The sequence below is a fragment of the Nocardia veterana NBRC 100344 genome, assembly GCF_000308855.1.
Classification (GTDB): Bacteria; Actinomycetota; Actinomycetes; order Mycobacteriales; family Mycobacteriaceae; genus Nocardia; species Nocardia veterana.
Genome location: NZ_BAGM01000004.1, coordinates 31,083 through 49,194 on the forward strand (window position 1 = coordinate 31,083; position 18,112 = coordinate 49,194).

Annotated in this window: 19 protein-coding genes; 9 read left to right on the forward strand and 10 right to left on the reverse strand. The window is 68.1% G+C overall.

The features are described from left to right. Positions 1-30: 30 nt before the first annotated feature. Together ON37_RS00210 and ON37_RS00215 are read right to left on the reverse strand one after the other, a co-directional pair. Positions 31-561 carry a hypothetical protein gene (locus ON37_RS00210; RefSeq protein ID WP_051030986.1) on the reverse strand — a complete coding sequence of 177 codons (531 nt, stop codon included), beginning with the start codon at positions 559-561 and terminating at the stop codon, positions 31-33. A gap of 87 nt (positions 562-648) precedes the next feature. After that, positions 649-1,290, reverse strand: coding sequence for a DUF6474 family protein (locus tag ON37_RS00215; RefSeq protein WP_040715289.1), 642 nt, complete (start codon positions 1,288-1,290; stop codon positions 649-651). Positions 1,291-1,683: 393 nt separating this feature from the next. Between ON37_RS00215 and ON37_RS00220 the strand changes: the two genes are divergently transcribed. From ON37_RS00220 to ON37_RS00230, 3 genes are all read left to right on the forward strand, one after another. Next, complete coding sequence (locus ON37_RS00220; RefSeq protein ID WP_245552905.1) at positions 1,684-3,384, forward strand: TM0106 family RecB-like putative nuclease; 1,701 nt, start codon at positions 1,684-1,686, stop codon at positions 3,382-3,384. Beyond that, positions 3,381-5,369 (forward strand): molecular chaperone HtpG, encoded by a 1,989-nt coding sequence (gene htpG / locus ON37_RS00225; RefSeq protein ID WP_040715172.1) that lies wholly within the window; start codon positions 3,381-3,383, stop codon positions 5,367-5,369. Before ON37_RS00220 ends, htpG begins: the two co-directional genes overlap by 4 nt. Positions 5,370-5,441: 72 nt before the next feature. Next, a complete protein-coding gene (locus ON37_RS00230; RefSeq protein WP_040715175.1) occupies positions 5,442-6,359 on the forward strand; it encodes a zinc-binding dehydrogenase in 918 nt (305 codons plus the stop codon). Between the two features lie 63 nt (positions 6,360-6,422). Here the strand turns inward: ON37_RS00230 and ON37_RS00235 are convergent, their stop codons facing one another. Continuing rightward, positions 6,423-7,190 carry an SDR family NAD(P)-dependent oxidoreductase gene (locus tag ON37_RS00235; RefSeq protein ID WP_040715177.1) on the reverse strand — a complete coding sequence of 256 codons (768 nt, stop codon included), beginning with the start codon at positions 7,188-7,190 and terminating at the stop codon, positions 6,423-6,425. A 186-nt stretch (positions 7,191-7,376) separates the two neighbouring features. Here ON37_RS00235 and ON37_RS00240 point away from each other — a divergent pair, with 186 nt between their 5' ends. Next, positions 7,377-8,087, forward strand: a complete 711-nt coding sequence (locus tag ON37_RS00240) for a TetR/AcrR family transcriptional regulator (RefSeq protein WP_051030988.1) — start codon at positions 7,377-7,379, stop codon at positions 8,085-8,087. Between the two features lie 12 nt (positions 8,088-8,099). Here ON37_RS00240 and ON37_RS00245 read toward each other — a convergent pair whose 3' ends face one another. Both ON37_RS00245 and ON37_RS00250 read right to left on the reverse strand, forming a co-directional pair. After that, a complete protein-coding gene (locus tag ON37_RS00245; RefSeq protein WP_040715179.1) occupies positions 8,100-8,537 on the reverse strand; it encodes a VOC family protein in 438 nt (145 codons plus the stop codon). Positions 8,538-8,609: 72 nt separating this feature from the next. Beyond that, complete coding sequence (locus tag ON37_RS00250; RefSeq protein ID WP_040715181.1) at positions 8,610-9,185, reverse strand: DinB family protein; 576 nt, start codon at positions 9,183-9,185, stop codon at positions 8,610-8,612. A 61-nt stretch (positions 9,186-9,246) separates the two neighbouring features. Between ON37_RS00250 and ON37_RS00255 the strand changes: the two genes are divergently transcribed. Next, positions 9,247-10,203 carry a helix-turn-helix transcriptional regulator gene (locus ON37_RS00255; RefSeq protein ID WP_040715183.1) on the forward strand — a complete coding sequence of 319 codons (957 nt, stop codon included), beginning with the start codon at positions 9,247-9,249 and terminating at the stop codon, positions 10,201-10,203. Positions 10,204-10,212: 9 nt separating this feature from the next. On the opposite strand, the gene ON37_RS00260 is transcribed toward ON37_RS00255, so the two are convergent. The 4 genes from ON37_RS00260 to ON37_RS00275 form a co-directional block, all read right to left on the reverse strand. Further along, positions 10,213-10,929, reverse strand: coding sequence for a TMEM165/GDT1 family protein (locus ON37_RS00260; protein ID WP_040715294.1), 717 nt, complete (start codon positions 10,927-10,929; stop codon positions 10,213-10,215). Between the two features lie 335 nt (positions 10,930-11,264). Further along, positions 11,265-11,795 carry a hypothetical protein gene (locus ON37_RS00265; protein WP_040715184.1) on the reverse strand — a complete coding sequence of 177 codons (531 nt, stop codon included), beginning with the start codon at positions 11,793-11,795 and terminating at the stop codon, positions 11,265-11,267. 299 nt (positions 11,796-12,094) lie between these two features. Then, complete coding sequence (locus ON37_RS00270) at positions 12,095-12,718, reverse strand: superoxide dismutase (protein ID WP_040715186.1); 624 nt, start codon at positions 12,716-12,718, stop codon at positions 12,095-12,097. 250 nt (positions 12,719-12,968) lie between these two features. Beyond that, positions 12,969-13,577: a hypothetical protein gene (locus ON37_RS00275; RefSeq protein WP_040715188.1), complete on the reverse strand. Its 609-nt coding sequence runs from the start codon at positions 13,575-13,577 to the stop codon at positions 12,969-12,971. Positions 13,578-14,026: 449 nt separating this feature from the next. On the opposite strand from ON37_RS00275, the gene ON37_RS00280 reads away from it, so the two are divergent. The 4 genes from ON37_RS00280 (at position 14,027) to ON37_RS00295 (ending at position 17,379) form a co-directional block, all read left to right on the forward strand. After that, positions 14,027-14,410: a rhodanese-like domain-containing protein gene (locus ON37_RS00280; protein ID WP_040715190.1), complete on the forward strand. Its 384-nt coding sequence runs from the start codon at positions 14,027-14,029 to the stop codon at positions 14,408-14,410. Between the two features lie 85 nt (positions 14,411-14,495). Beyond that, positions 14,496-15,551: a DUF4328 domain-containing protein gene (locus ON37_RS00285; protein WP_040715191.1), complete on the forward strand. Its 1,056-nt coding sequence runs from the start codon at positions 14,496-14,498 to the stop codon at positions 15,549-15,551. Then, positions 15,548-16,315, forward strand: coding sequence for a glycerophosphodiester phosphodiesterase (locus ON37_RS00290; RefSeq protein WP_040715193.1), 768 nt, complete (start codon positions 15,548-15,550; stop codon positions 16,313-16,315). The genes ON37_RS00285 and ON37_RS00290 overlap by 4 nt, the downstream gene beginning before the upstream one ends. Before the next feature lie 137 nt (positions 16,316-16,452). Next, on the forward strand, positions 16,453-17,379 hold the full coding sequence (locus ON37_RS00295; RefSeq protein WP_040715194.1) for a DUF5926 family protein: 927 nt from the start codon (positions 16,453-16,455) through the stop codon (positions 17,377-17,379). Between the two features lie 84 nt (positions 17,380-17,463). On the opposite strand, the gene ON37_RS00300 is transcribed toward ON37_RS00295, so the two are convergent. Next, entirely contained in the window at positions 17,464-18,012 is a 549-nt protein-coding gene (locus ON37_RS00300) for a ferritin (protein WP_040715195.1), read from the reverse strand. Positions 18,013-18,112 lie beyond the last annotated feature (100 nt).

Below are 18,112 nucleotides of genomic sequence, written 5' to 3' on the forward strand. Positions count from 1 at the left end.
TGGCGATATGCCTGAGGTGAGCGGATCGGTTCAGGCGGGTACCGGTGGTGCGCGCGGTCCGACCGCGCCGACGCACAGTTGTTCCCATGCGCGCCGGGTGCCGGTTCGCGGCCGCGCGGCGGCGGCGCCGGGCAGTGCTCCCGGCCGGGTGATGATCGAACGAAGTGTGCGCGACAGCGCGGCATAGAACCGTTCGGTGGCGACGATGAGCACCGCGCAGACGACGGTGGCGACGATATGAGCGATCGTCATCGAGCCACCCGCCGACATCGAGCCGACAGCGAAAAGGCCGCTGCGGCAGGGAGTCTCATCGGAATGGTGGGCGGCGAGCAGGCTCAGTGCGAGGTGTGCCACCGCCTGTCCGCCGCCGAGGGTGGCGAGCACCGCCAGCCGGCCTCGGCTCCCGCCGGCCGATGGCAGCAAGGCCGCGAGCGTCCCGGCCGTCGCCGCGCTCAGCAGTAGCAGGGCGAGCGCCGCCGAGGCCGGATAACCACCGCCGGCCCAGCCGTGTGCGGCGCTGGCGAGCACCACCACCGCCGCGCCGACGAGCCCACCGCGCATCGCCTCCGTGCCGGGCCGGGCCGGATATCGCGCGGGCGATGATCCTGCGGCGGGCCGGACACGGGGCGACATGTGCGGGACGGTCGCTCAGCGCACGCCGAGGCGCGCGAGAATATCGGCTTCGACGCCGGACAGTTCGTGCGAGATGGAGTTGTGCACGGCCCGCCGCCGCGGCGCCGGCATCTGCTCGGCGGTGCGCACGGCCGCGGCCAGACTGCTCAGCCGATCGCGCGTGGCGGCCACGAATTTCGCGGTCTCACCACTCTTGTCGGCGGAGTTCTCGATCCCGGCCAGGGTCGACTCCACCCCCGCGATCCGTGCCTGCAGCCGGGCGCCGTGACCGCTGAAGTTGCCGAGTTCGCCGATGCCGATGCCGAGGCGGTGGGCCCGGCGGGTGTCGATCTGCCCGCGCAGATAGGTCGCGGCCCGGTAGGCGAGCGGCGCCAGCACCGGGACCAGTACGCGCGCCACACCCAGGTACTTCTTGACCTGGCTCGCGGTGAGCAGTTCCCGATCGGCGCGCTCGGCGGCCTTGAGGGCGGCCTTCTCCTCTGCCTTCAGCGTCGCGATCTGGGCCTTCGCCACCTCGCGCTGGGTGCGGATTTCCGCGCGCTGGCGTTTGCGTTCGTTGCGGGCGCTGAGTTTGGCCTCCATCGCGGCTTTGTGCTTGAGGGCTTTCGCCTCGGCTTTGCGGTCCGCACGCCGCTTGCGCTTGGTGAACAACCCCATCGAAAGGCCCTCCGTCACGAAGATTCCGTCATGCTGATAACCCACATGCCACACGGTTTGCGCCAACTGTAGCGGGATGCGCGCGTTCGGGCGCCGCCGCGGCGGCCGGTCCGCGGTTCGCGGCGCCGGGCATTGCGCGCCGAGCGGCCCGACGACCGGTCACAACCGCCGAGGTCACGGCGATCCGCACCCCGTGCACGCGGGCGGTTCGCGGGAGTGTCGGAGGTAGGGACCATACTGCTTAGCGTGTATTCGGGCAGCGGCGACCGGGACGGTCGCGAGGAGGACGGCGGAGGCGACGAGCGGCGGGCTGCTGCTCGCCGAGCTGTCGTGGTGCCTGTGGAAGCACAACGGGCACAGCATGATTCGTCCGACGAGCCGAACGGGTCGGCCGTGGCCGAGCGCGGTCCCGCCGTCGCCTACGTCGACGCCCGCGCCCTGGTCGGCTGCCGCCACCGGCTGCACCTGGACGCCACCCATCCGGAACGTCTGCTCGGGGTCGCCGAGGACGCCGGGGTCAAACAGCGCCGCGACGCGGCCACCGCGCATCGGTCCCGGGTTCGCGACACCCTCGTCGCCGCCGACCCGCAATCCTGGGTGATCATCGACCCGGATCAGCCCGCGACTGCCCGGGCCGCGGCCACGCTGCGCGCCTGCGCGGAAGGGACGCCGCGGATCTGGGGCGCGTTGCTGCCGCAGGAACCGGACACCGGCCGGCGCGGCGGCTGCGAGATTCTGCTGCGCGATGTCGATCGGGGCGGATACATCCCGGTCATCGTGGTCAACCACAAGGTGACCGACCCCCGGCAACCCGATCCGGCCGATTTCCACCCCACCACCTCGGACCTCTATCACTGGAATCCGCAGCCCGACCGGCATGTGCGGATGCGGACCCAGCCCCGGGATCAGCAGCGGTTGGCCCATCTGTACCGGATGCTGCAACGGCACGGATTCGCCAGTCCCGCCCTGGTCGGCGGGGCCATCGGCTATCACTTCGACCGCATCCTGGTGCACGATCTGGCTCCGGTGCTCGACGAGTACGACCGTCGCTATGCCGATCGGATCGCCGTGGTCCGCGGCGAATTGCCGACGGTTCCGTCGAAGGTCCCGGAGTGCCGGCAGTGTCCGTGGTGGACCCGCGCCCCGATTCCCGCCGAGGCCGGCGCCGCCGAGATCACCGATCCGCCCGCCGTCAGTTGTGAGGGTTGGCTGGCCGCCCATCGCGACGTCAGCCTCGTCGCCCCGGGCTCGCGCGCCGAACTGCTGCGCCGGCACGGCGTGCAGACCATCGACGATCTGGCGGAGTGGTCGGGCCCCGAACCCGAGGACTGGCAGTACGAGCCGTTCGCGGAGACGGTGGTCACCGCCCGCGCCTGGATTTCGGGCGCGCCGCTGGTCCGCCGGGTGGACCGGGTGCGGGTACACCGGGCGGATGTCGAGGTCGACGTCGATCTGGAGAGCTATCAGGAGCACGGGGCCTATCTGTGGGGCACCCTGCTCGACGGCGTTTACCGGCCCTTTTTCACCTGGGAACCGCTGCCGACCGTGGACGAGGCCCGATCGTTCGCGGAATTCTGGACCTGGTTGATGGGCGTGCGTGCGGAGGCGGCCGCGGCGGGCAAGACCTTCGCCGCGTACTGCTACTCCCGCACCGCGGAGGACAAATGGCTGTACGAATCGGCCCGGCGCTTCGCCGGCCTGCCGGGAATTCCCACCGAGGCCGAGATCCGGGCCTTCGTCGACAGTCCGCAATGGGTGGATATGTTCCAGGCCGTCTCCGAGCAGTTCATCTGCCCGAACGGGAAGGGCCTGAAGAAGATCGCGCCGGTCGCCGGATTCGGCTGGCGCGACCCCGAGGCCGGCGGTGAGGCGTCGATGAGTTGGTACCGGCTCGCGGTCGGTTACGACGGCGAACCGGATCTGTCCCAGCGCACTCGCCTGCTGGAATACAACGAGGACGATGTGCGCGCGACGCACGTGTTACGGGAGTGGATGTCGCCCGCCCAGCCCGGTCCGCACAGTGCCGATGCCGAGGTTCCCGCGATGACCGACTTTCGCGAGCCCGCTCCGATTCGTCGTAATATCTGCACGTGACCGATCAAGTCGAACAACTGGAGTTTCAGGCCGAGACCCATCAGCTTCTGGAACTGATGATCCACTCGGTCTACTCGAACAAGGACACCTTCCTTCGAGAACTGATTTCGAATGCCTCGGACGCGCTCGACAAACTGCGGCTCGAGTCGTTCCGGGACAAGGATCTCGAGGTCGACACCTCGGATCTGCACATCGAGCTCGAGGTCGACAAGGACGCTCGGGTGCTGACCGTTCGCGACAACGGTATCGGCATGTCCCGGGCCGAGGTCGTCGACCTGATCGGAACGCTGGCCAAGTCCGGAACCGCCGAACTCCGCCGGCAGCTGCTCGAGTCCAAGGGTGGCGAGAGCGCCGTGAGCTCGGAGGATCTGATCGGCCAGTTCGGCATCGGCTTCTACTCGACGTTCATGGTCGCCGACAAGGTCACCCTCACCACCCGGCGTGCGGGGGAGACCTCCGGCACCCGCTGGGAGTCGGCCGCCGGCAGTTCGACCTACACCATCGAAACCCTCGACGAAGCCCCGCAGGGCACCGCGGTCTCGCTGCACCTGAAGTCCGCCGACGAGGACGATCACCTCTTCGACTACACGCAGGAGTGGAAGCTCCGCGAAATCGTCAAGAAGTACTCCGACTTCATCTCCTGGCCGATTCGCATGACGGTGGAGCGCACCGTCACCGAGGGCGAGGGTGAGGAGAAGGAAGAAAAGACCATCCTCGAGGAGCAGACGCTCAATTCGCAGAAGGCGCTGTGGACGCGCCCGCGCAGCGATGTGTCCGACGAGGAGTACAAGGAGTTCTACAAGCACGTCTCGCACGCCTGGGACGATCCGCTGGAGATCATTCCGCTCAAGGCCGAGGGCACCTTCGAATATCAAGCGCTGCTGTTCATTCCGTCGCATGCGCCGTTCGATCTGTTCATGCGCGAGCACAAGCGCGGGGTGCAGTTGTATGTGCGCCGCGTGTTCATCATGGACAACTGCGAAGAGCTCATGCCGGAGTATCTGCGCTTCGTCAAGGGCGTGGTCGACGCGCAGGATCTGTCGCTGAACGTTTCCCGCGAAATTCTCCAGCAGGATCGTCAGATCCAGATGATTCGCAAGCGCCTGGTCCGCAAGGTGCTCTCGACGATCAAGGAGATGCAGACCGCCGAAACGGCCGAAGCGACCGAGGGCGCGGAGGCGGGGTCGGCGAAAGACTCGAAGTACCGCACTTTCTGGAACGAATTCGGCCGAGTCCTCAAGGAGGGCTTGCTCTCCGATTTCGACAACCGCGAAACCATCCTGCAGGTCTCGTCGTTCGCCTCGACCCATTCCGATTCGGAGCCGACCACTCTCGCGCAGTACGTCGAGCGCATGGCCGAGGGTCAGGACAAGATCTATTACATGACCGGCGAATCTCGCCAGCAGATCGAGAATTCGCCGCATATGGAGGCCTTCAAGGCCAAGGGCCTCGAGGTGCTGATCCTCACCGACCCGGTCGACGAGATGTGGGTCGGTTCGGTGCCGGAATTCGACGGCAAGCCGTTCCAGTCGATCGCCAAGGGTGAGGTCGATCTGGAGACCGAGGAGGAGAAGAAGGCCTCCGAGCAGCTGCGTGAACAGCAGGAGAAGGATTTCGGCGATGTGCTGAAGTGGTTGCAGGAGACGCTGAGCGACAGCGTCAAGGAGGTGCGGTTGACCTCCCGCCTCACCACCTCCCCGGCCTGCATCGTCGGTGACGTCTTCGACTTCACGCCCCAACTCGAGCGCATGTACCGGGCGTCCGGTCAGGCGTTGCCGGAATCGAAGCGGATCCTGGAACTCAACCCGGACCACCCGCTGGTCACCGGACTGCGTGACGCCTACGCCAAGGACGACAAGTCCGAGGACCTGCCCGCGACCGCGGAATTGCTGTACGGCACAGCGGTTCTCGCCGAGGGCGGGGAGTTGAAGGATCCGGCTCACTTCGCTCAGCTGCTGGCGGATCGGCTCACCAAGACGCTGTGATCGATCGGCCGCCCGCCCGGGAACATTCCGGGCGGGCGGAATGTCGGCCGCGGCCCTGCGGTTCGTGATCGTGTGAGAGCTTTGGTGTACGACCCGGCTGCCCGGCATGGACTGCGACTCGCAACGGCTCCCGATCCGGTGCCCGGCACCGGACAGGTGGTGGTGCGGATCGCCGCGACCTCACTGAATTTCGGCGAGGTCAGGTATCTGAGCAAGAACTACTCACCCGGTGGCGTGGCCGGCTGGGACGCTTCCGGTGTCGTCGTCGAGGCGGCGGCGGACGGCAGCGGTCCGCCGGTGGGCACGCGCGTGGTCACCTTCGGCTGGAATGGTGGCTGGGCGGAACTGCGCGCGGTCGATACCGGCGAGTTGGCGGTACTGCCGGACGATGTCGAGCACGGCGCCGCCGCAGCATTGCCCGTGGCCGGTGTCACCGCCGTGCGGGCCCTGCGCCGCCTCGGCCCGGTGATCGGGCGCCGCATCCTGATCACCGGCGCCTCGGGCGGCGTCGGCCGCTTCGCGGTCCAGCTCGCGGCCCGGGCGGGCGCCCATGTGGTCGCGGCGGTCGGCCGGCCGGAACGCGGCGCGGGCCTCACCGAACTCGGTGCGGCGGAGGTTGTTTCGGGAGGATTGACCGGCATCGGCGAACCGGTCGTCGGCGTGATCGACAATGTGGGCGGGCAGCTGCTGTCCGACGCGTACGCGTTGCTGGCCCCGGGCGGGCTGGCCCTCAGCGTCGGCAAGGCATCGATGGAGCCGACAAGCATCGACTTCGAACAGGCCCGGCTGGCCAATCCGGGCGCGCGGATCGAGGCCTTCTCCGTCGGTCCCGGTTTCGGACCGGATCTGGCCTATCTGGTGTCGCTGGTGGCCCGCGGGGAGCTCGATCCGCAGGTGGGCTGGCGCGGCGGCTGGGATCGGGCCGCCGATGCAGCGGAAAGCCTGCTCAGCCGAACGGTTTTCGGCAAGGCCGTCCTGGACGTCGACTGAGGAATCCCGAACCGGGACGCGCGGGCCCGCGGAGTGTGGGGGCGAGGCCCCCACACCTCTGCGTCAGCGCGGCGCCATGCGCAGCGCACCGTCCATGCGGAAGGTTTCGCCGTTGAGGTAGTCGTGCTCGGTGATGTACTGCGCCAGCTGGGCGTACTCGTCCGGGCGGCCCAGGCGCGACGGGAACGGCACGCCGGCCTCGAGGCCCTTGCGGTACTCCTCGGTGACGCCGGCCAGCATCGGGGTGTCGATGATGCCGGGGGCGATGGTGTTGACGCGAATGCCGAACTGCGCGAGGTCGCGCGCGGCCGGGACGGTCATACCGGCGACGCCGCCCTTGGAGGCGGAGTAGGCGATCTGGCCGATCTGGCCCTCGAACGCCGCCACCGAGGCGGTGTTGATCACGACGCCGCGCTGGCCGTATTCGTCGACGGGCTCGGTCTTGGCGATGGCGTCGGCGGCCAGGCGCATCACATTGAAGGTGCCCAGCAGGTTCACGGTGATCACGGTCCGGAACAGCTCCAGATCGTGCGGACCGTTCTTGGACAGGATGCGTCCCGCCCAGCCCACGCCGGCGCAGTTGACCACGATGCGCGGCGGAACGCCGGATTCGACCACCTTCGCGACCGCGGCGGCGACCTCGTCGTTGCTGGTCACATCGGTCGGGATCAGGGTGACACCGGCGGGGACGCTGTCGCCGGCGCGTTCGATCGACTGCGCCAGGTCGAGACCGAATACGGTCGCGCCCTGGTCGGCGAAGCGTTTTGCGGTTGCGGCGCCCAGACCGGACGCAGCTCCGGTGATGATCGCGGCGGAGCCCGAAATCTCCACGGTGATTGGTCCTCTCGTTAGTGACGGCCCGATGGGTACTGGCCTTCCGTCAACAGCACCATATCCGGAGAGATCATCGAGTCGGGCGGGGGTGTGGCCGCTGCGGAACGCGATCCCGCGCAGAATGGAAGGCAACCAGCTAATTTCCTTGGCGAACCGTTCGCGATCGATCGATGGAGTAGCGCTATGACCGCCTCGGCCCCCGCGGACCGCCGGCTGCCCCGCGGCCGGCACGGAATTCCGCGGGAAACGATCGTCCGCGAACAGCGGGACCGCATCCTCGTGGCGATGGCGGACGCCATGGCGGACAAGGGGTATGTCGGCACCTCCGTCGCGGCCGTGATCAAGCGCGCGGGCGTCTCGCGGGAAACGTTCTACGAGCAGTTCCGTTCGAAGGAGGACTGTTTCGAGGCGGCCTACGAGCGGGCCGTGGAACTGCTGCTCGGCCGCATCCGCCGCGCCTTGCGCCCCGCCCCGGAGCCGGACAACGGGCCGGCGACGAGAGCCGCCGAGCCGCCGATCGGCGCTCTGCTGGACGCCTACCTGGACGGTCTGGCCGCCGAACCCGCCTACGCTCGCCTGTTTCTGGTCGAGGTGTATGCCGCCGGGCCGAAGGCGATCGCCCGGCGCGCACAGTTGCAGGAATCGTTCGTCGCCGTGGTCGCCGAAATACTCGACGCGCGGACCGAGCAGCAGCGCTTCGCCTGCCGGACCATGGTCGCCGCCCTCAGCGCCATGGTCACCAATCACGTCGCCACCGATGATCCGGACGGTCTGCGCGAGCTGCGCGAGCCCATGCTGGAACTGGTGTACCGCAGCGGTGACCTGTTCGGTTCCGCCCTGGCCGCTCCCGACAACCATCGCAGCGATCCCGGCCGATACTTCGACCCCTGGTAATCGCGCGGTCGATCAGTCCAGGCAGAACTCGTTGCCCTCGGGATCGGTCAGCACGATATGGCCTTGGCCCAGCGGCGGCACGGGTTCGTATCGCCGCACGCGGGTGGCGCCCCTGGCGACCAGGCGCTCGGCCTCGGTTTCCAGGGCGGCCATCCGGTCGGCGCCGGTCAGCCCCGGTGCCGCCCGCACATCGAGGTGCACGCGATTCTTGACCTGTTTGCCCTCGGGCACCTTCTGGAAGAACAGTCGCGGGCCGGACCCGTCGGGGTCCACCACGGCCGAGGCGTCGTTGCGGTGCTCCGGCGGTACGTTCATCGCCTCGAGCGCCTGCTCCCAGGTCTCGAATCCGGGCGGCGGGCCCTGGACCCGGTAGCCGAGCGCATCGGCCCAGAATTCGGCCAGCGCGGCGGGGTCGGCGCAGTCGAAGGTGATTTGGACATCGCGGGCCATATCAGCTCGCCTCCTGTGGTGTAGGGATCAGCCGGACCCGGTCGGCAGCACGAACCGCTGTGTGATCGGCGCTCACGCTACCTCCTGTCGGTTCCGGTGCAGGTAGAGGTCGCGCAGCAGGCAGACCTCGGCCAGGTGGTGGATCAGTTCGCGGTTGATGTGCAGGACCAACGCCGACAACGGGTATTCGGCGAAGGGTCCCTCCGCCGCACTGCACGGCCGGGCGAGACCGTCCTCACCGAGCGACTCGACCCCGGACAACCATCGGGAATACTCCGAATCCAACTGGGCCAGCGCCTCTTTCGCGGTCTCGGGATACTCGTAGGCGTAGTAGTCGGTGGCCGCACGGCCGAAATGCGACGCGTTGCGCACGGCGAGCACACCGACGATCACATGCCCGAGTCGCCAGGCGATGGTGGTGACCGGTGCGGGTTCCGGCGGGGGATAGGCGAAGTCGATCGTCATCGCGCCGGAGCCACCCTGTATCGGCGCGGTCCCGGTGCCGCGTGGCCGCAGATTCCAGCAGCCGGGCACCGGCTCCCAGAAGTATTCGTCGTCGGTGAGCCCGTCGAGTCGCGGCCGCAACTGGGTGGTCCAGTGCCGGTCGATCTGCTCGCGAAGCAGGCTGTTCCAGGTCGGATCGGTCATGAGCCCAGCCTGCCCGCAATAGCGGACAGTTCCGTTCCGGTATCTGTGTCAGGATGGCCGCGTGACCGTCGAGGCGACAACCGAGCGGGTGCTGCGGCTGCTGGCCCTGCTGCAACGCCGGCCGTCCTGGACGGCCGCCGAACTCGCGGCCGAACTGGGAGTCACCGATCGTTCGGTACGTCGGGATGTGGAACGGTTGCGTGCGATCGGCTATCCCGTGCACGCGACCGCCGGGGTGGGCGGCGGATATCAGCTCGGCGCGGGCACCCGCCTGCCGCCGCTGTTGTTCGACGACGAGGAGGCCATCGCGACGGCGGTATCGCTGCGCCTGGCCGCCGGCGGAACGATCACCGGTGCGGGTGAGGCGGCGCTGCGGGCGCTGGCGAAACTCGATCAGGTGATGCCGCCCCGATTGCGGGCCGAGGTGCGGGCGGTACACGACGCCACCGAGACCATGGTGGGCCCCGGCATCGAGATCGATGCCGACGTGCTGATGACCCTCGCGCGGGCCTGCCGCGACGCGGTCCGGGTTCGCTTCCACTACACCGGCCGCAACGGCGCGGCGGAACGCACGGTCGAACCCGTCCGCGTGGTCACCACCGGCCGCCGCTGGTATCTGATGGCTCGCGACCTCGACCGGGACGACTGGCGGACATTCCGACTCGACCGGATGCGCGAGGTGGTGGCCACCACGTGGCGGTTCCGTCCGCGTGCGCATCCGGACCCGGTCGATTACGTGCAGCGCTCGGTGGCCGAGGCGCCGTATCGCTTTCTCGCCCGAATCCGGGTCCACGCCACCGCCGATCGGGTGCGCGATCTGATTCCGCCGCAGGTGGGCCGGGTCGACGACGACCGGGACGGCTGGTCGATCCTGACCGTCGCCGGCGACGATCTCGACTGGCTGGCGGTCCGGGTGGTCGGCCTGGGTTTCGCGGTGGAAGTCCTGGAACCGCCGGAGCTACGCGCTGCCGCGGGCCGACTCGCTCGGCGCCTGTCGGCCCTCGCCGAACCCTGCTGACAGGTGGGCTCAGTGGCCGTGCAGCGACGGCGTTTCCTCGGGTTCCTGGCTGCCCCTGCGCGACCGGCCGAGCAGACCCCACACCGCACCGGCGACCAGCGGCACCACGGCCGCGATCGAATATTCGCCGAGTTTGCCCAGGTCCGGGGCGAGGGCGCCGAGCAGCGTCGCAGCGCCGATGTAGAGGAACAGCAAGCCGGAGGCGACGGCGATCGCCCGCTCCGGAATGTGCTTGCCGACTGTGATGCCGACGGCGATGGCCAGGCCCCCGGCGGCCACCATGCCCGCGACCGAGCCGGCCCAGACCGCCGGCCAACTGTGGTTGGAGGCCAGGGCGATGGTGGCGAACATGGTGCGGTCGCCGAGTTCGGCCAGCAGGAACGACGAGATCACGAGAACGAAGACGCGACCGGGCGAGGCCGGCCCGGTGACCGCGGGCTCATCGGGTTCGCCCTCCTCGTGCCGGGCGGCCCACAGCGTCCATACACCGACGATCAGCAGGATGATGCCCGTGCAGAGGGCGATGAGATCGGTCGGCAACGCCGCACCGAGGAAGTGTCCGACACCGACGGCGATCAAATTGACCAGCACGCTCGCGACGGTGATGCCGCCGAGCACGATCCACCAGCGGTAACGCAGCGCGAAGGTCAGGGCCATCAGCTGCGATTTGTCACCGAGTTCGGCGACGAAGAGCACGCCGAAGCTCAGCAGTATCGCGGCGATCATCATCGGCTCCCAGGTCTCCGGCTTGTCGGCCGAAGACGGGCGCCCTCAGCCGACAACCCGCACGGACGGTCTGTCATCGGCCGAAGGTCTCGCCCACCGGAACACCGGTTCGGATGGCCGGATCCGACTGGCGGATCAGTATGTCGACCATGCGATTGCGGGCTACTCCCCTTCGCTGTGCCCTCACCCTACCCGCACCCGGCGGCCGAGGCCAAGTCGCTGTTGCCCAAATCGCAATGGGCACAATAAGTTTGGGCGCGCTGCCGGAAAATTTCGGGTACCCGTCGAAGTGGATTCGACGGGGCGGCCGACGGCGTTCGGGAGCCCGCCGCGGATCAGGCCGCGGCGAGCAGCATCGCCAGGACGGCGGTGTCGGGATCGGCGATCGGATCGACCCCCACCCGGCTCACCATCGAGGTGACGGTGCCGTCGAGTTCGGCCTCCACCCAGGCCGCGCGGTGGGCCAGTCCCAGATCCGGAATGCCTGGCAGCAGGACGCAGCCCGAGGCCGCGCCGGCGCATTCGGGCAGGGAGGGATTGGTCTCCGAGGGTGGGTGCAACATCATCAGCGCGGGCGGGACGTGTTCGGCGAAGCGGCCCGGCTCGACCGCTTCCTCGCCCAGGACCGGTCCCTCGGCCATGACGAGTCCGACCGTGCCCGGATGCGGATCGTCGGGCAGCTCCTCCCGCGCCCCGAAGACCGTGGTGGTGGCGAGCAGGCCGGGCAGGCTGGCGACCCGGACCGCGAGCGCGAGCAACTGCGCCCATTCCTTCGTGGTGTCGGGCCAGCGCCCGGAGATCACGAATCCCCGCAGCGAACCCTGTGCCTGAAACGGCGTGACCCCGACCGGAGTGTTCGTACGCATCGGATGCCTCCCGAAGTGTCAACGGGGGCGGCTCCGCGATGAGCGAGCCCGTCCTCGACCTATCGTTGAGATAGGAGTACCCGAGGATTACTCGAACAATGTCTGGCACACAAGTACCAGAGAGTGCTAAACAGCTGGTAACAGTGCTGGAACATGCCAACGGAAGCAGCAGATTTCGTTCGGACATGGGTAACTCCCCAACCACCTCGAACACGATCTCGCTGCGACCGCCGGCCCTCGACGCAACTCAGGCCATACCCAACCGGGTATGGCCTGAGTACGCGGAGAGGCGGATCAGCTCAGCCGAAGATGAGGCCCTTGCCCTGGGCGACGGCCTTGGCGAAACGCTCCTGCACGTCGGCCCAGTTGACGACGTTCCAGAACGCCTTCACGTAGTCGGCCTTGACGTTCTTGTACTGCAGGTAGAACGCGTGCTCCCACATGTCGACCTGCAGCAGCGGAATGATGCCGAGCGGCACGTTGGCCTGCTGGTCGTACAGCTGGAAGGTCAGCAGCTTCTGACCGAGGGTGTCGTAGCCCAGCACGGCCCAGCCCGAACCCTGCAGACCGTTGGCGGCCGCGGTGAACTGCGCGCGGAACTTGTCGAAGGAACCGAACTGGTCGTCGATTGCGGCGGCCAGTTCCCCGACCGGCTTGTCGCCGCCGTTGGGGGACAGGTTCTTCCACCAGATCGAGTGGTTCACGTGACCACCGAGGTGGAACGCCAGGTTCTTCTCGTGCAGGAAGATCGCAGCGTGGTCGTCGGCCTCGCGCGCGGCTTCCAGCTTCTCGAGCGCGGTGTTGACGCCGGCGACGTAAGCGGCGTGATGCTTCGAGTGGTGAATCTCGTTGATCTGCCCGGAGATGTGAGGCTCCAAGGCGCCGTAGTCGTAATCCAGATCTGGCAGCGTGTACTCAGCCACGATGTCCCTTCCTCATGATGTCGGCGCGTGTACCCGGGGTTGTCGAGCACACCAACCTTCATTCGTACACCCGCTCGATGCAACCGGGTCCGGTCCACCCTAGATTCCCACGGCCCGAAATCGACTGCGCGGCCAGGATCCGAGGGCGCACGCCCGAGGTATGCCCGAGCGCGGAGATTTATTCACGCTGAACGCATATCCGGCGGTTTCGCCGCCGGCACCGACCCGCGGACAACAGCGAGGCGGGTGCCTACATCGGCGGGGCGACGTCGGGCAGCATGGTGCGCGGATCGCACGAATCGTGCGCCTTCCACCAGCGTCGCGCGCCGGCGACGAACTCGTCCAGCCCGACCAGGCGTCCGTCGGCAGTTTCGATGGTGATGTCCTCGAACCAGATCCGCACGTCCAGTTCCCGCGGATCGGTTCCCTCCTGCTGGGAGAACTCGAACACATGGACCGGGGCCCGGTCGCTGATCGTGGTGTCGAAGCTCAGCAGCTCGCGCCACAGCGCCCAGCCGCTGTCGTCGACGTCGATGAAATCCCAGCCGTGCAGGGCGCCGCCGCCGAATCCGGCGATGGCCTCACCGAGAGTGTCGAGGGTGAGTGGGAAGATGTGCGGCTCCAGGTCGTCCCAGCGTTGCTGACGTAGGGAGGCGGCGACCCGGCTGACGCCGCACAGGGTCAGCGACACCCGGCCGTCGGCGGGCTGCCCGTCGCCGGGGAGGGTCAGCACCTCCAGTTCGATTCGAAGTCGTGCGTCCGCGGCATCGACCGCGAGGCCGAGACAGGTCGCCTCGGCGAGTGCGGTGTTGAGCCCGGCCGTGTCCAATCCGTCGAGTAACCCCCTGCTCGCGTCCATAGCGCCAGGCTACCGATTCGCCGCCGTCGAGCTCGGCATTTCGGTTTCTCGCTAGTGTTGTCGTTTTTTTGCCGAAGCGAGGGAACCGAATGAACGGATCCCCCGTCCAAGTAGTTGTCGGGACCTCGCGGCGAGCGGTGAAACACCGTGTGACCAGCCCAGAGGCCCGCAGGCGGCAGCGGGGGCCGCTCCGGGACGAGGAGGGGAGTCCCGGAGCGGCCCCCGTTCCGTTTTCCCGGCCCGGTTGTTGCGGACCGACCGGTCTGCCAAGTCGCAACCTGTGGATGAGGTTGTGGATTATGTGGATAACTGGGGGTGAGATATTCACAGGTGGGTTTGCTCGGGGTGTGCGGCAGGGTATCGCGCGCTGGAACAGACCGGGAGTTCACGGAAACGAACGAGTGCCGGGACTCCCCGCCGATCCTGGGTACATGGCAGGATCGTCCATTGTGACGAGCTTCGAAATTCCATCGGTGCCGGTCCAGGACCTGCCCGCCGAATTCGATGCCGCACCGCCGGCGGGTGCTGGATCCGGTGCCGGCGCCCCGTCCGCGATCCTGCTCGATGTGCGTGAGGACGACGAATGGCAGCTCGGGCACGCCCCGGCCGCCCTGCACATCCCGATGGTCGATGTTCCGGCTCGCCTCGACGAGCTGGACTACGACGCCGATATCTACGTCGTCTGCCGGCAGGGTGGCCGCTCGATCGAGGTCGCGAAGTACCTGGCGCACGTCGGATTCGAGGTTTACCAGGTGACCGGCGGCATGGTCGCCTGGCAGCAGGCGGGCCGGCCGTTGTGCGGCGAGGGCGATCACGAAGCCAAGATCTACTGAACCGGCCCACGAAACCCGCAGGAAATCGAGAACCGCAGCACACCCGATGAACGAGGTCGACTCCGATGGAAGGGGGAGCAGCCCGGTGAGTACGGTCGTGCAACCCTGCGCCCGGTGCGGCGCCCGCTGGGCGGTGCACGGTACGCCGATGCACTGGTGCCCTCGCTGCCGCGGTGTGCTGCTGTCCCCGGCGCCCGTCGACGCGCCGCCGGAACGACGCAACTATCGCTGGGTGGCGCGCCCGCCCGGCCGCGGCCCGCGAGTGGAACGGCCGCGGCCGAGCGTCGGTGCCGACCCGGCCACTCCACGCTATGCCGAGATACCACGGTGGGGCCTGCGGGATCGTCCGCCGGTCCCGTCCGTCGCACCGCGCAACCGGGTCCGCGCGGCACTGCAGTGGCTGACCGAGCGGGTATCCGGCCTGCTGTTGGCCACCACCATCCTGTTCGGGCTCGCCGCCGCCGCGGAATTCGGCCGCTATCTCGTCCTGCTGCGCAATCGGACCCGGCTGATCGACCCGGTCGTGCTGTTCCTGTCCGACCTCACCGTGTACGCCACCTCGGTCGCCGCCCTGGTCTGTGCCTTGATGACCGCGGTGGGATCGATCGGATGGCTGATCCGCGCCCGGCGCGAGGCCTACGCCGACAACGGCCACCACGATCCGCGCTCGATGCCCGCGCTGCTGTGCGGCGGCCTGATTCCGGTGATCAATATGGTCTGGCCTGGTGTATTCCTCACCGAGTTGGTGCGCCAACTCGGCAACGACCCACGGACCCTGCGCGCGGTGCGGATCTGGTGGGGCCTCTGGGTGCTCAACGGTGTGATGGTGATCGCGGCATTGTTGTTCCGCACGGCGGATACGCTGCAAGCACAGGCCGACGGGGTGATCTTCACCGTCTACACCGATCTCGTGGCGGTGGCGGTGGCCGTGGCGTCGCTGTGGGTGCTGCGCCTGTGTGAGGGCCGGGATCTACGCGGCCGGGTCCGGGTGCCCAAGCGCTGGCTGCCCGCGACCGGGCCGGCCGACCAGGTCATCGAACCCGTGCACCCGGTGACCGCCGGCACCGGTGCGGACGAATCGGCCGATACCGAGAGCGCCGACGCGCAGCGCGTCGAACAGGAGGAGGTCATGGCCAAGTGAGCCAGGGCAATCGCGCACCGTTCGTGGTCGCGCATCGGGGTGCGTCCGGGACGCGTCCCGAGCACACCCTCGCCGCCTATGAGCTGGCGTTGCAGGAAGGCGCCGACGGCGTCGAATGCGATGTCCGGCTGACTCGTGACGGTCATCTGGTATGCGTTCACGACCGCACCGTGGATCGCACCTCCTCCGGCACCGGCCTGGTCAGCGAGATGACGCTGGACGAACTGCGTGAACTCGACTTCGGCGACGACGGCAACCCGGCGCCCGTGCTGACCCTCAGCGAGCTGATCACGCTGGTGCTGGACTGGCGCAGCCGGCCGACGAAGTTGTTCATCGAGACCAAACATCCGGTCCGCTACGGCGCGCTGGTCGAGAACAAGGTGCTGGCCGAGTTGCAGCGTTTCGGCATCGCCACTCCTGCCTCGGCCGACCATTCCCGGGCGGTGGTCATGTCCTTCGCCGCCACCGCGGTGTGGCGGATCCGTCGCGCGGCCCCGCTGCTGCCGACGGTGCTGCTCGGTGAGTCCTCGCGCTACCTCGGCGGGAGCGCCGCGACCACGGTCGGCGCCACCGCGGTCGGCCCGTCCGTCAAAACGCTGCGCGATCATCCCGAACTCGTCGACAAGGCGGCCGCGGCCGGGCGAGCGACGTACTGCTGGACGGTGGACGATCCGCAGGACGTGAAACTGTGCGCCGAACTCGGCGTCAGCTGGATCGCGACCAACCATCCCGGCCGTACCAAAACCGTGCTGGACGGTATCTGACATTCATCGGCCGAACCGGTGTGACGTCGGAAAATGCCACGGTGGGGACCCGCCTGCCCGGCTCGCCGTCGCGGTCCCGGCCGGATCCGCGCGCCCCTGCGTGATGCGGGTCCCACGAACCTGTAGGTTCTGCGTTCGTGGGTAAGTCGAAGCGGAACAGTCCCAAGCCCGACAGCAATCGGGCCCAGCGCCTCGCCGAACGTCGTGCGGCGCAACAACAGGCGGCCACGGCCGTGACGCGTCCGTTCGCCGGCCTGGCCGCCGAATGCGATCTCGTCGCGCTGCGCGAATTCGTGCCGTCGGCGACCGCGTCCCTGAACTTGGCCGCCGGTGTCTCCGCCGAACGGCCGGTCACCCTGGCCACCGTGCTGCCCGGAGCGGTGGCGGCGCTGGTGCGCGTCGGTGATGTGCCGACCGGCTTCGTCGGTGCGCAGGTGCAGTTCCAGTCCGCGAATCCGGCCGCGGATCTGGCCGCCGCCATCCTGTGGACCCAGACCGCCGAACCCGGCGCCTCACTGACCGCGGCGAGCGAGGCCGCGCCGGAGGCGGTTCCGGCGCTGACGGAAGTGATCGATCCGAAGGCCGAGCTGGATCTGACCGTCCACCAGGACTTCAAATGGTGGGTCCCGGAGGGTGTGACGCCCGATCCGCAGGTCGCCGCCACGATCGAACAGGCCGATCAGGCGATCATGCCGTCGGATCGGCTCGCGCTGGGCCCCGAATCCGTCGGCGCGGCATGGTGGGTGGATGCCGGTGAGAAGGCGCATCTGCGCTGGGTCCGGCCCGAGGACGAGGACGCCCTGATGCTGGCGCTGGCGCGCGTCCACGCCGCGGGTGGGCTGCACCTCGGCGACGGATCCCGGTTCGCGGGTTCGTTCCGCACCCACGGCCTGCTGGTCCCGGTCTTCGATCTGGACCGCGAGCGCCACCCCAGCGAATGGGTCGCGCCCGCAACCGAATTCGGCGCGCGCCTCGCCGAGGCACTGGCCTCCGACGCGCCGCTGAGCTCCGACGAACGGCGCTCCCGGGACGGTCTGCGGTCGCGTCAGGTCACCCTGCGCTGACGAGAAGTCCACTCGGACAGCGACTTCGGATCAACAGCGAAAGCCCGGTCCACCACTGGTGGGCCGGGCCGGGTCGGGTGCGGATCAGATGTTGCCGCCGGCGGCCCGCGGCGCGCCGGAGGCATCGCTCGGCCCGCTCATCTCGCGAGAAACGAAATATTCGAGATCGAACAGGTTCGACCCCGCGCGATCGGCGACGGTGAGCAGTGTGGACATGCGCGCCACCTCCTCGACCTGTTCCTTCAGGAACCACTGCATGAACTGCTCGCCCAGATAATCGCCCTCTTCCCGGGCGGTGCTGGCCAGCTGGATGATCTGCTCGGTGACCGTCTTCTCCTGCTGCAACGCCAATTGGATCGGCTCGCGCGCATTGTCGAATTGCGAGCGCGCCGCGTCGACACCGGAGAGTTCGACGCTCATATCCCGGTCCAGGAAGTACTGAACGATCATCATCGCGTGATTGCGTTCTTCGATGGCCTGCGCATAGAAATGCTTGGCCAGAACCGGAAGATCGGCATTGTCGAACCACACGGCGATCGCGATGTACTGATGCTCGGCATTGAATTCGTGCCGAATCTGATCGTGGAGCAGGGCGTGAAATTTGCTGTGCGCGGAATCGGAGTGGTTGGACATGATCCCGACATTAGTGCTGGTCAAGCGGGGCTGTCATCCAAGTACACCCTTATTGAGGCAAGTATTGCCTTAGTTATCGAAGCCTTACTACGCCGTTCCG

Excerpts from the sequence above, each read along its gene's own strand:
- ON37_RS00250 (WP_040715181.1), bottom strand. The coding sequence starts at position 9,185 with ATGACCGATCCGACCTGGAACAGCCTGCTTCGCGAGCAGATCGACCGG.
- ON37_RS00245 (WP_040715179.1), bottom strand. The coding sequence starts at position 8,537 with ATGGCCCGCGATGTCCAAATCACCTTCGACTGCGCCGACCCCGCCGCG.
- ON37_RS00260 (WP_040715294.1), bottom strand. The coding sequence starts at position 10,929 with ATGATCGCCGCGATACTGCTGAGCTTCGGCGTGCTCTTCGTCGCCGAA.
- ON37_RS00275 (WP_040715188.1), bottom strand. The coding sequence starts at position 13,577 with ATGGACGCGAGCAGGGGGTTACTCGACGGATTGGACACGGCCGGGCTC.
- ON37_RS00300 (WP_040715195.1), bottom strand. The coding sequence starts at position 18,012 with ATGTCCAACCACTCCGATTCCGCGCACAGCAAATTTCACGCCCTGCTC.
- ON37_RS00210 (WP_051030986.1), bottom strand. The coding sequence starts at position 561 with ATGCGCGGTGGGCTCGTCGGCGCGGCGGTGGTGGTGCTCGCCAGCGCC.
- ON37_RS00265 (WP_040715184.1), bottom strand. The coding sequence starts at position 11,795 with ATGCGTACGAACACTCCGGTCGGGGTCACGCCGTTTCAGGCACAGGGT.
- ON37_RS00215 (WP_040715289.1), bottom strand. The coding sequence starts at position 1,290 with ATGGGGTTGTTCACCAAGCGCAAGCGGCGTGCGGACCGCAAAGCCGAG.
- ON37_RS00240 (WP_051030988.1), top strand. The coding sequence starts at position 7,377 with ATGACCGCCTCGGCCCCCGCGGACCGCCGGCTGCCCCGCGGCCGGCAC.